Source organism: Nesterenkonia sp. F (assembly GCF_000220985.1).
Classification (GTDB): domain Bacteria; phylum Actinomycetota; class Actinomycetes; order Actinomycetales; family Micrococcaceae; genus Nesterenkonia.
The window spans coordinates 79,075-89,662 of sequence record NZ_AFRW01000116.1; the positions used below are offsets into that span (position 1 = coordinate 79,075).

The window sequence follows — 10,588 nt, forward strand, 5'->3', positions numbered from 1 at the left end:
TGCGGCTCCGTCTCTGGGCGGAGCCCTGCGACGGGCCGTCTCCGGGTCCCGGAGCGGCGCGCCGACGCCGCATCACCGGCGCCGAGACGCCGTCGTCAGGCTTCGGGCGTCGTGCCCGGGCCCGTCGTCTCGGCGTCCGCGGGCCGCCGATGGCCCAGCCGGTCCATCAGCTCCGCCACGGCCTCGATGAACGCCTCGCCGCGGGTCGCGTAGGAGGTGAACTGGTCCATCGAGGCGGCGGCGGGGGCCATCAGGACCGTCTGCCCCGGTTCGGCGACGCGGGACGCCTCCTCGACGGCGGCCCGCATGGCCTCCCGCCCGTCGGCGTCGGCGAGACGACGCTCCAGCGAGGCCGTCGAGCGGTCGGGCCGCCCCTCGTCGTCATCATCTCGCACGCCTCCGCCGACCACCGAGACGCCCGGCGCGTGTCGCTGAAGGCTGGATCTCAGCTGGGAGGAGTCGGTGCCCAGCAGCACCACGTGACGCAGTCGGGGCGCGGCGGCGGCGACGAGCTCGTCGTAGTCGACGCCCTTGGGCAGGCCGCCGGCGATCCAGACGACGTCGGAGAAGCTGGTCAGCGAGGCTGTCGCGGCGTGCGGGTTGGTCGCCTTCGTGTCATTGACCCAGAGCACGTCGCCGGACTGGGCCACCGGCTGGATGCGGTGTTCGCCGGGCTCGTGGGTGCGGATGCCCGCCTGCACCGCCTCCGGGGCGACGCCGGCGGCGCGGGCCAGCGCCGCGGCCGCCAGCGCATTGGCCACCAGATGCTGCGGGGCCATCGGTCCGAAGTCCGAGAGCAGCCCCAGCTCCAGGGCCCGGCTGCGGCGTCCGACCAGATACGCGCGGTCGGCCAGCACGTCGTCGACGACGCCGACCATCGACGGGCCCGGCGCATCGGTGGTGAAGCCGATCGCCCGACAGCCCTCCTGCACATCGGCCTCGGCGACCATCCGCTCGGTGAGCGGCGAATCGGCGTTGTAGACGCAGGCGACCCGGGTGTTCTCGAAGATGCGCGCCTTGTCCCGGCAGTAGGCGGCGAAGCTGCCATGCCAGTCGACATGGTCCTCGGCGACGTTCAGCACCGCCGAGGCGACCGGGTCGAGGAGCTCGGTGTAGTGCAGCTGGAAGCTGGAGAGCTCCACGGCCAGCGCGTCGTAGCCCTCCGGGTCGCGGATCGCGTCGAGCACCGGCATGCCCACGTTGCCGCAGGCCACAGCTCGGAGCCCGTCGGCGACGAGCATCGACTCGAGCAGCCGCACCGTGGTGGTCTTGCCGTTGGTGCCGGTGAGGACCAGCCAGTCGGGGTCCTTCGCCCCGGGGCGCGGGCCCAGTCGCCAGGCCAGCTCGACTTCCGACCAGACCGGCACGCCGTGCTCGGCGGCCTGGACGATCAGCGTCGAGTCGGGGCGCCAGCCCGGCGAGGTGACCAGCACGTCGGGGGCCGCGCCGTCGACCAGCGGCAGCGACTCGGCATGCTCGGCCCCCAGCCGGACGTCGTCCACGCCGACCAGCCCGAGGGTCTCGGCGCTGCGCCGCTGCCGCTCCCCGGCCCCGGCGTCGACGACGACCACGCGGGCGCCCAGCTCGGCGAGCGTGTCGGCCGCGGCGAATCCGGAGAGCCCCAGGCCGGCCACGGCCACGGTGAGCTCGCTCCACGGCGCGTCCCAGCCGCGCAGCGCGGGCAGCACCTCCGGCTCGCGCTCGGGCTCGGTGCCGGCGACGTCGAGGCGACCCTCGTACTCCGTCCCAGCATCGTCGCCGTCGTCGGCGCCGTCCTGCACCTCGCGCGGGTCCTGCGCGGAGTCGGGCCGGTTCGTCATTGGAAGACCACCCATTCGCCGTAGAAGACTGCGAGTCCCAGGCCGACGGCGACCGCGCCGATGATCCAGAAGCGCACCACCACGGTGACCTCGTCCCAGCCCTTGAGCTCGAAATGATGCTGCAGCGGCGCCATGAGGAAGATGCGCCGGCCGCCGGAGATCTTGAAGAAGCCGACCTGGATGATGACCGACAGCGAGATCAGCACGAAGAGCCCGCCGAGGATCACGAAGAGCAGCTCCGTGCTGGTCAGGATCGCGAAGGCCGCCAGCGCGCCGCCGAGGGCCAGCGATCCGGTGTCCCCCATGAAGATCTTCGCCGGGGAGGTGTTCCACCACAGGAAGCCGATGAGCGCGCCGGTGATGATCCCGGCCAGCATCGCCAGGTCCAGCGGGTCCCGGACGCTGTAGCAGACCCCCTCGACGGCGCCGGGGCCGCCGCAGATCTGGTTGTACTGCCAGATCGAGATGATCGTGTAGGCGGCGGTGACCATCGCCGTCGCCGCGGCGGCCAGACCGTCGAGGCCGTCGGTGAGGTTCACGCCGTTCGTCGTCGCGGTGGTGATCAGGTTCGCCCAGAGGACGAACAGGATCCCGCCGATCACCGGCCCGGCGAAGGCCAGGTCCAGCGGAGTGTCGCGGACGAAGGAGATCGCCGTCGACCCGGGGGTGCGCCCGTGGGCGTCCGGGAAGTTCAGCGCCAGCACGGCGAAGAGCACGCCGACGACGCCCTGTCCGAGGATCTTCGCCCAGGGGGTCAGCCCCAGCGACTGCTTCCGGCTGATCTTGCTGAAGTCGTCCGCGAAGCCCACGGCGCCCATGCCGACGGTCAGCAGCAGCAGGAGGAGCCCCGAGACCGACGGGCCGGCGGAGTCGCGGGTGAGCGTCAGCAGCAGATGGGTGGCGAAGTACGCCACGACCACCGCCAGCAGGATCACCGCCCCGCCCATGGTGGGGGTGCCGCGCTTGACGTGATGCGAGGTCGGTCCGTCGTCCCGGATGAACTGCCCATAGCCGCGTCTGACCAGCAGACGGATGAACAGCGGCGTGCCGAGAAGCGTCAGGACCAGCCCCAGCGCGGAGCCGATCACTACTCCTACCACGTGGTACCTGCCTTCCCGCTGCCGTCGAGGGCGTCGCCGTGCCGGGCGGCGACGCGGTCTCCCAGCAGTCTAAGTCCTGCGCCGTGGGACGATTTGAACAACACGACGTCGCCGGCGCGCAGCTCGTCGGCGAGCAGCTCCTCGGCCTCCTCGGCGGTGGCCGTCCAGCGCACCTCCGAGCCCCAGCTCCCCTCCGCGATCGCGGAGCGGTAGAGCGGATAGGCCTCCTCGCCGACGACCAGCACCCGGGAGATGTCCAGCCGGACGACGGTCTCCCCCAGCTGGGCGTGTCGGGCGATGGACTCGTCGCCGAGCTCGAGCATCGCGCCGAGCACCGCGACGGAGCGGCGACCGGCCGAGCGGGTGATCATCGCCAGTGTCCGCAGCGCCTCGCGCATCGACTCGGGGTTGGCGTTGTAGGCGTCGTTGATGACGGTCACCCCGTCCGCCCGCTCCGTGCGCTCCATGCGCCAGCGGCTCGCGGCCCCTCGACCGTCGAGGCGCTCGGCGATCGCCGCCGAGCCCACCCCGACGACGGCGGCCGCGGCCGCCGCGGCGAGCAGATTGGTCACATGGTGGGCGCCGATGAGTCCGCTGGTCAGCTCGACGGCGCGCGGCTCGTCGGGGTCGACCAGCTCCGCGCCGAAGACCAGGGTGAGCTGCGGGCGGCCGTCGTCGTCGAGCATCACCTGCTGGGCGGCGACGGCGCGCGGGGCGACGTCCATCGAGTCGGCGGTGATCCAGGTGACCGGCGCGGCGGCGACGTCGGCCATGGCCCGCACCTGGGGGTCGTCGTCGTTGAGGATCACCGTGCCCTCGGGGCCGACGGCCTCGACCAGCTCCTGCTTCACCGCAGCGATCTTCTCCGCCCCGCCGAACTTCCCGGCGTGGGCGGAGCCGACCATCAGCACCACGCCGACGTCGGGCTCGACGATGGCGGCGAGATCACGGATGTTGCCGGGCGCGTCGGCGCCCATCTCGACGACCAGATAGCGGGTCTCGAGCGCGGCGGTGAACACCGTCAGCGGCACGCCGACCTCGCTGTTGTAGGAGCCCTGCGGCGCCGCCGTGGGGCCCTCGGCCTCGAGGACGGCGCGCAGCAGGTCCTTGGTGGTGGTCTTGCCGGCCGAGCCGGTGATGCCGATGACGGTCGTCGGCGAGTGCTCGCGGATGCGCCGGACGACGTCGGCGGCGAGCCGCGCCATCGCGGCGACGACGTCCTCGACGATCACCGCAGGATGCGGCGTCCCGTCCGCGGCGGCGGTCTCGCGCTCGGCGAGCACCAGCACCGCGCCGGCGGCCAGCGCGTCCTCGATGAACAGGTGTCCGTCGGTGGTCTCGCCGGGCTTGGCGATGAACAGCGCCCCCGGGACCATCGCCCGGGAGTCGGTGTCTGCGGCCGTGACGGTCGCCGCGTGCGGGTCGACGACGCCGACGAGGCGCCCGTCGACGGCCTCGGCGACCTCGGCGGCGGAGAGCTCGATCATGTCTGCTCGGCTCCGATCTGGGTCATGTCGACAGTGGTGTCCTTCAGCGGCAGCGGCGTGAAGCCGCGCCGACGCAGCGCCCGGTGCAGCTCGATCCGGTCGTCGATGGGCCGGTGCTCGCCCGCGTAGTCCTGGTGGACCTCGTGGCCGCGGCCGGCGATGATCACGGTGTCCTCCGCGGCGGCGACGGACACGGCCCGCTCGATCGCCTCGGCGCGCGGCACGATCTCCTCCAGCTCGGTGGTCAGCGTGCCGGACTCGATCGCCTCGCGGGCGCCGGAGAGCACCGCGGCGCGGATCTGCCCGGGGTCCTCGCCGTGCGGATCATCGTCGCTGACGATGACATGGTCGGCCATCCGCACCGCGATCGCGCCCATCGTCGGCCGCTTGCCGCGGTCCCGGTCGCCCGCGGCGCCGATGACCAGCACGATCCGACCGTCGGGCTTGGCCGAGGCGGCGGCCTCGAGCGTGCGGATCATCGCGTCCGGGTTGTGGGCGAAGTCCACGATCGCGGCCGGTTCGTCGGCCAGCACCTGCATGCGTCCCGGCACGCTGACGCTGAACGGGTCCTCCTCCTCGAGGGCGGCGACGACCTCCTCGCGGGAGAACTCCGCATCCGGCGCCTCGAGGACCATCACCGCGGCCAGGGCGGCGTTGGAGACGTTGAAGCCGCCGGGCAGGCCGGTGCGGGTGCGGATCCGCTCTCCGCTGCGCAGGTGGTGCAGCGTGAAGGCCTGGCCGAGCCCGTCCGAGGCGACGTCGAGGACCTCCCAGTCCACCTCGGCCGGCTGGCCGGCGGTGGCCAGCGTGACCACGCGGCCGGTGGCCGCCGTGGCCATCCGGTGCCCCCACGGGTCGTCCACGGTGATCACCGAGGTCCGCGTCCGCCGTCGGGTGAACAGGTCCGCCTTGGCGGCGAAGTAGTCCTCCATGGTGCCGTGCATGTCCAGGTGGTCCTGGGTGAGGTTGGTGAAGCCCGCGACGTCGTAGTGCAGCCCGGCGACGCGATCGTAGCTGATCGCATGCGAGGAGACCTCCATCGCCGCCGCACCCACCGACCGTTCGCGGAACAGCGCCATCAGGCTGTGCAGCTGGACGGCCTCGGGGGTGGTCAGCTGCGAGGGGATGCGATCGCCGGCGGCGCTGATCTCGATGGTCCCGATCAGTCCGGTGCCCCGGTCCCGGCGGGCCATGAGCGTGTCCAGCAGCGAGCGGAGGAAGTAGGTGGTGGTGGTCTTGCCGTTGGTGCCGGTCACGCCGAACAGCGCGGGCCCGGAGGTCGCCGAGTTGCCGTAGATGCGGGCGGCGGCCGGTCCGGCGGCCTGCCGGACGCGCCGGACCTCGATGACCGGGATCCGATAGCCCACCTCGGAGCGCACCGTGTCCACGCCGGCGTGGTCGGTCAGCACCGCGGCGGCGCCGGCGTCGCGCGCGGCACGGACGAAGTCTGCCCCGTGGGCGCGGGCGCCGCGGACGGCGACGAAGAGATCGCCGGGCCCGACGGCCTGGGGGTTCATCGCCGCCCCGGTCACCCGCACCTCCGTCCAGAGCCGGCCGGCCGGGCTGAGGAGGGGGTCGTGGCCGGCTGCCTGCAGCTCCTCGACCAGCTCGCCGACGGTGGCGCCGGCCACCTGGCGGGGGCGGAAGACGCTGTCCTGCTCGGCGACGGACAGCCGGGCGTCGGTGCGGGGCATGAAGTCTCTCGTTCCGTGGTCGTCGGGGCGGAGGATCGCGGCGGGCGGATCGTCTCGGGCGCGGCGGCGCACGCCCGGGACCGATGGGGACCGGTCAGACGCGCCGGACGGCCGGAGCCGCCCGGACGGGCTGTGCGGCCCGACCGATATGCCGTTGTATCACGGACGGGCCGGATGGCGGCCGGACGCGCCGTCGTCCGCCCTCCGACGTCATCGACGTCACCATGGCTTGTCCTGGTCCTCCCCGACGAACGCGTCGTAGGACTCGCTCTCCTCGCCGGTCGGCGCGACGTTGCGGGTGCTGAGCACCTGCGCCATCACGTCGTGGAAGGTGTCGGTGACCGTCCAGTCCTGCCAGTCCCCCTGCGGCCGGTGCACGGTGACCGAGACCAGGTACTGCGGATCGTCCAGCGGCGCGACGCCGACGAAGGAGCTCGTCAGTCCGTCGAAGCCGCCCGAGGAGCCGGCGTCCTGGCCGGTGCCGGACTTCCCGCCGACCCGGTAGCCGGCGATCTCCGCCCCGTAGCCGGTGCCGTGGTCGACGACGCCCTCCATGAGCTTGAGCATCTCCTGCGAGGTCTCCGAGGAGAAGATCCGCTCGGACTCGCCGGCCTCGTAAGGATGCTCCTCGCCGTCGGGGGCGATGGTCGCCGAGATCAGCCGCGGCGGCACGTGGACCCCGTCGTTGACGATGGTCTGGAACTGGTTGATGTTGTGCAGCACCGTCGAGGTGTAGCCCTGGCCGAACTGCGTCGTGAACGGCTGTCGCGAGTCCCACTCCTCCGGCGACCGCAGCAGCGACGTGGCACTGGTGGGCATCCCGACGTCGAGGTCTCCGCCGAGGCCGACCTCGCGCATCCACTCGTAGCGCGTCTGCTCCGACATCTGGTTGCCGACCATCACCGTGCCGGTGTTGTAGGAGCGCGCGAAGATGCCCGCCGCAGTCATGTCGTAGGTGGCGTGGTCCATCGAGTCGTGGATCACCTGGCCGTCGAACTCCTTCTCGTGCGGCACCGTGTAGGAGTCGGTCGGCGAGACCACCCCCTCCTCCAGCGCCGCGGCGAAGGTGATGGCCTTGCCGGTCGAGCCCGGCTCGAAGTCCTGGGTCAGCGCCAGCGGGCGGCGGAAGAGCTCCTCGGTGGCGCCGGGATCCGACGGGTCGACCGTCTGCGAGTCGGCCATCGCCAGGATCTCCCCGGTCTCGACGTCCATGACGGTGACGTTGCCCCACTCGGCGTCGTACTGGTGGGTCTTCTGCGCGATCGCCTCCTGGGCGAACCACTGCAGGTCCTGGTCGACGGTCAGCCGCACGTCGCTGCCGTCGACGGCGGGGGTCTCCTCCAGCGTGGCGGTGGGGATCCGGACTCCGTCGGCGCCGACCTCGAAGACCCGCTCGCCGTCCTCGCCGGAGAGCACGTCGTCCTGGGAGAGCTCGAGGCCGTCGAGCGGCTCGCCGTCGGAGCCCACGTAGCCCAGGATCGAGCCGGCCACGGAGCCGGAGGGGTAGGTCCGCTGGGCGACCTGCTCGGCGTTCAGCCCGGGGATGCCCAGATCCATCGCCCGGCGACGCTGCTCGGGGGTCACCGAGCGCGCCACGACCGAGTAGCGTTCGTCGCCGAACATCCTCTCGCGCAGCGTCTCGACGTCGGCGTCGAGGATCTCGGCGAGCTGTCCGACGGCCTCGTCGACGGACTTCGTGGTGACCAGGCCGGTGGCCTCGTCGCGCACGCGGTAGTCGTCGACGAGCGTCTGATCGACGGCGAGGTCGTAGCGCTGCACGTTGGTGGCCAGCACGTCGCCGTCGGCGTCGAGGATGTCACCGCGCTCGGCGGGGATGGATTGGCTGCGCAGCCGCTCCGAGACGGCGGCCTGCGCCTGCCCCGAGGGGTCGAGACCCTGGACCTGGAAGAGGCGCAGCCCGAGGACGGCCACCACGACCAGGCACACGCACAGCACGATGCGCAGCCGCCGCGAGACCATCGCCTCGTGGCGCCGCCGCCGGGTCGTTCCGCCCGTGGTGCTCGTCATCGTTCGTCCTCCTGCGCCGGCGTTCGCCCGCCGGCTGTGCTCAGCCCCTCACGCCGTCCTGCGCGCCGTCCAGCGCGCCCTCGTGTGCGACGTCCCCCGCTCAGTCCAGCGACGGCGCCGGGACGGTGCCGCCGTCGAGCCGGTCGGCGGAGAACTGCTGGTCGTCCTCGCCCGCCGCGCCGCTCTCCGGCCGAGACGTCGTGGAGCGCGCCAGCGCGTCCAGTGCCCCGGCCCCCAGCAGCCCGGAGGGGGCCGCGGCGGCCTCCTCGGAGACGTCCATCGGCGCCGCGCCCTCCTGCCCGGGCGCCGTCGGGGCGGGCACGAAGCTCGACGGTCGGTCGCCGGAGTCCGCGGCCTCGGCCGAGCCGACCACCTGGCCGGAATCCGGGTCGAAGGCCCCCGAGCGGGCGGGCATGACCATGCCCAGCGAGACGGCGCTGTCGGAGAGCACCTGCGGGGACTCCAGGTGCTGGACCTGCTGGGCCAGCGCCTCGTTCTGCTGGACCAGCTGCTGACGCTGCTCACTGAGCTCGACGACCCGGTACTGGGTCGTCGAGATGTGCACGTTGATGGCGAGCACGGCGATGAGCGCGGTGACCATCAGGCCGATGACGCCGCCGACCAGCCCGCGGTGACGACGACGCAGCCGGGGCAGGGCCTGCAGGGCCGGTCGAGTCGCGCGCAGCGGGGAGCGCTGAGCGTCGACCGGGGACTCCGGAGCGACTCCGGAGAGCTCCTCCGGCTCCGGGGAGGCCTGTGTGCTCATGTCGTGCTCCTCACAGCTCTGATCTTCTCAGCGGACCGCAGCTTCGCGGAGGCGGCGCGCGGGTTGGCGGCCCGTTCGGCGTCGTCGGGGGTCTCGGCGCCGCGCGTGACCGCGCGGAAGGTGGGCTTGTGCTCCTCGAGCTCGACGGGCAGACCCACCGGCGCCGAGGAGGTGGTGCGGCCGGCGATCGCCCGTTTGACGATCCGGTCCTCCAGGGAGTGGTAGCTCAGCACCACCAGCCGGCCGCCCGGGGCCAGCGCGTCCATCGCCCGCGGCACGGCGTCGGCGAGGACCTCGAGCTCCCGGTTGACCGCGATGCGCAGCGCCTGGAACGTCCGTTTGGCCGGATGTCCCCCGGTGCGCTTGGCGGCCGCCGGCACCGCGGAGTCGACGACGGCGGCGAGGTCGGCGGTGGTGGCGAAGGGACGGTCGGCACGGCGGGCGACGATGGAACGGGCGATCCGTCCGGCGAACTTCTCCTCGCCCCACTCGCGCAGGATGGTGCGCAGCTCAGCCTCGGAGACCCGGGTCAGCAGCTCGGCGGCGGTCTCGTCCTCGGAGTCCTCACCGCCGTCCATGCGCATGTCCAGCGGGGCGTCGTAGGAGTAGGCGAAGCCGCGCTCGGCCTCGTCGAGCTGCAGGGAGGAGACACCGAGGTCGAAGAGGACCCCCGCGAGCCCGCGGCCGGCCGGGAGATGCTCGGCGGCGACCTCGTCCACCCGGTCGTAGACCGTGCGGACGCCGCGAAGCCGGTCGCCGTAGGTGCTGAGACGCTCACCGGCCAGCTGCAGGGCCTGCGGATCACGGTCGAGCCCCAGCACGACGACGTCGGGCTCGACGGCGAGCAGCGCCTCGGCGTGGCCGCCCATGCCCAGCGTGGCGTCGACGACCACGGGGGTCTCGCCGGCTGCGCGGGCGGCGTCGAGGCCGGGCCGGAGCAGCTCGAGGCACCGGTCACGCATGACCGGGACGTGCCGGTCTGACGCCGCGCGCTCGCTCATCCTGCCTCCGTCATCGGGTCGGGGCCCTGCGACCGGTTCCCCCTCCGCTCCGGGGCCGCCTGACACCGGGGAAGGGATGTCAGGATGCGCCCGTCGCGGCGGGAGGACCCGCCCCAGGGACCGGGGGCCGTCCTCGCCGGCCTAGAAGAGTCCGGGGATGGCTTCCTCGTCGGTGGACGAGAACTCCGTCTCCTTCTCCTCCAGGTAGGCGTTCCAGGCCGCGGCGTCCCAGATCTCGGCGCGGTCTCCCGCGCCGATCACCGTGACCTCGCGGTCGAGGCCCGCGTACTCCCGCAGAGTGCCCGGGATGGTGATCCGGCCCTGCTTGTCCGGCACCTCGTCCGAGGCGCCGGAGAGGAACACGCGGATGTAGTCACGTGCCTGGCGTGAGGTCAGCGGGGCCTGGCGCATCTGCCGATGGACGTTCTGGAACTCCTCGGCGGAGAACACGTAGATGCACCGTTCCTGTCCGCGCGTGAGGACCAGCCCGTCGGCCAGCTCCTCCCGGTACTTCGCGGGAAGGATGAGACGCCCCTTGTCGTCCATACGAGGTGAGTAGGTGCCGAGAAACACAGCTCCCACCGCCTCACATGGTCGTGTCGGACCGCCTCCATAGACCCTGTTGCCCTCTGACGCCCCCCACTTTACCCCACTTCACCCCACTTTCAACCATGATTCGCCCGGGATCTCGC

General features: G+C 72.6%; 8 protein-coding genes. All 8 read right to left on the reverse strand.

The window, feature by feature from the left end:
- Nucleotides 1-95 precede the first annotated feature (95 nt).
- Nucleotides 96-1,820 (reverse strand): UDP-N-acetylmuramoyl-L-alanine--D-glutamate ligase, encoded by a 1,725-nt coding sequence (gene murD, locus GU5_RS0109910; protein ID WP_010525421.1) that lies wholly within the window; start codon nucleotides 1,818-1,820, stop codon nucleotides 96-98.
- Complete coding sequence (gene mraY, locus GU5_RS0109915) at nucleotides 1,817-2,920, reverse strand: phospho-N-acetylmuramoyl-pentapeptide-transferase (RefSeq protein WP_029514189.1); 1,104 nt, start codon at nucleotides 2,918-2,920, stop codon at nucleotides 1,817-1,819. Before mraY ends, murD begins: the two co-directional genes overlap by 4 nt.
- A complete protein-coding gene (gene murF / locus GU5_RS0109920; RefSeq protein WP_010525423.1) occupies nucleotides 2,914-4,407 on the reverse strand; it encodes a UDP-N-acetylmuramoyl-tripeptide--D-alanyl-D-alanine ligase in 1,494 nt (497 codons plus the stop codon). The genes mraY and murF overlap by 7 nt, the downstream gene beginning before the upstream one ends.
- Nucleotides 4,404-6,101: a Mur ligase family protein gene (locus GU5_RS0109925; RefSeq protein ID WP_010525424.1), complete on the reverse strand. Its 1,698-nt coding sequence runs from the start codon at nucleotides 6,099-6,101 to the stop codon at nucleotides 4,404-4,406. The genes murF and GU5_RS0109925 overlap by 4 nt, the downstream gene beginning before the upstream one ends.
- A gap of 219 nt (nucleotides 6,102-6,320) precedes the next feature.
- Nucleotides 6,321-8,129, reverse strand: coding sequence for a penicillin-binding protein 2 (locus GU5_RS0109930; protein WP_010525425.1), 1,809 nt, complete (start codon nucleotides 8,127-8,129; stop codon nucleotides 6,321-6,323).
- A 100-nt stretch (nucleotides 8,130-8,229) separates the two neighbouring features.
- Nucleotides 8,230-8,895 carry a hypothetical protein gene (locus GU5_RS0109935; protein WP_010525426.1) on the reverse strand — a complete coding sequence of 222 codons (666 nt, stop codon included), beginning with the start codon at nucleotides 8,893-8,895 and terminating at the stop codon, nucleotides 8,230-8,232.
- The gene (gene rsmH / locus GU5_RS0109940) at nucleotides 8,892-9,896 is read right to left on the reverse strand and encodes a 16S rRNA (cytosine(1402)-N(4))-methyltransferase RsmH (protein WP_010525427.1); all 1,005 of its coding nucleotides are present in this window, start codon (nucleotides 9,894-9,896) and stop codon (nucleotides 8,892-8,894) included. Before rsmH ends, GU5_RS0109935 begins: the two co-directional genes overlap by 4 nt.
- A gap of 141 nt (nucleotides 9,897-10,037) precedes the next feature.
- Nucleotides 10,038-10,469, reverse strand: coding sequence for a division/cell wall cluster transcriptional repressor MraZ (mraZ, locus tag GU5_RS0109945; RefSeq protein WP_010525428.1), 432 nt, complete (start codon nucleotides 10,467-10,469; stop codon nucleotides 10,038-10,040).
- Nucleotides 10,470-10,588 lie beyond the last annotated feature (119 nt).

What these genes read in the sequence shown, in the direction of transcription:
- murD (WP_010525421.1), bottom strand. Translation starts at nt 1,820, where the DNA reads ATGACGAACCGGCCCGACTCCGCGCAGGACCCGCGCGAGGTGCAGGAC.
- murF (WP_010525423.1), bottom strand. Translation starts at nt 4,407, where the DNA reads ATGATCGAGCTCTCCGCCGCCGAGGTCGCCGAGGCCGTCGACGGGCGC.
- GU5_RS0109925 (WP_010525424.1), bottom strand. Translation starts at nt 6,101, where the DNA reads ATGCCCCGCACCGACGCCCGGCTGTCCGTCGCCGAGCAGGACAGCGTC.
- GU5_RS0109930 (WP_010525425.1), bottom strand. Translation starts at nt 8,129, where the DNA reads ATGACGAGCACCACGGGCGGAACGACCCGGCGGCGGCGCCACGAGGCG.
- GU5_RS0109935 (WP_010525426.1), bottom strand. Translation starts at nt 8,895, where the DNA reads ATGAGCACACAGGCCTCCCCGGAGCCGGAGGAGCTCTCCGGAGTCGCT.
- rsmH (WP_010525427.1), bottom strand. Translation starts at nt 9,896, where the DNA reads ATGAGCGAGCGCGCGGCGTCAGACCGGCACGTCCCGGTCATGCGTGAC.